Source organism: Polaromonas sp. P3_C2 (assembly GCF_056402675.1).
Genome location: NZ_JBFUGX010001063.1, coordinates 1 through 927, shown reverse-complemented (window position 1 = coordinate 927; position 927 = coordinate 1). Strand labels below are relative to the sequence as shown.

1 protein-coding gene is annotated in these 927 nt (G+C 62.7%); it reads right to left on the bottom strand.

Annotated elements, in window-relative coordinates; translation table 11 throughout:
* A partial coding sequence (locus AC1DWI_RS24570) for a GAF domain-containing protein (protein ID WP_477726102.1) occupies positions 1–734 on the bottom strand: 734 nt, incomplete at its 3' end.
* Positions 735–927 lie beyond the last annotated feature (193 nt).

The window sequence follows — 927 nt, the reverse complement described above, 5'->3', positions numbered from 1 at the left end:
GTCTCATCCCCCAGCGTGCGGCCCGGCCAATTCAGCCGGATCAGCAATGCATGGGGTTTGCCCAAAGTGAGTGCGTTCTCTATGCTGCGCGCGGATTGCGCAACGAGGTGTTTGAGCTCGGGTCTCTCGACCACTTCGATGCCCGTCAGGTCCAGCATGCCGGCGCAGCGGCCGTCGGGGCCGAACAAGGGCGCGCCGGCGCAGCTGTAGACCGAGGTGGCATCAAAAAAATGCTCACCCCGATGCAGCCACACCGGTTGCAGTTCGGTCAGCGCTGCGCCGATGGCGGTAGTGCCCACTTGTTGTTCCGAAAGGTCCGTACCGATGCGTGTGATCATGTCGGCACGGCGGTCGCGCCGGTCTATCGGGCCATTCACATTGATGACCACGCCGGCCTGGTTGGTCAGGATGGCGAAGTAGCGCGTGTCGGCAATGGCCTGGCCCAGCTTTTCCAGTACAGGTGCCGCAGCTTGCACCAGCTGGTGGTTGGCCTCCAGCGTGCGGCGCAGCGCGGCGGCCGGAACGATATCGAAAGAAGGCGCCCGCTCGGGCCGCTGGCCGCCGGCCAGGCAGCGCTGCCAGGAGCGCTCTATCCAGCTTTCAACCACCGGGCTGACACCTCCGGGCGTGTACTCACCGTACAGAACCGCTTGCCGTGCGCGGCCTATGTTGGCCAGCCGRTCCGGCCCGCCGCTTGAGAGAGCCGGATACACCGATGTCATGGGGGTTGTCATGGAGGCCATGACGCATTGTGGCCAATTCAGGCCGTTCGCGGGTGGTGGCGGCTTTGGTTGACTGCGCCGGTATGACAAGCGCGTGCGGGCTGCAAAAGCCGGCCGGCTTACAGACTGGGAAATTTATAAGAAAAGTGGCTCCAGCCCAGACTCAGTTTGCGCAAGTAGCTATAAAAAAATAGCAATTTTCGAC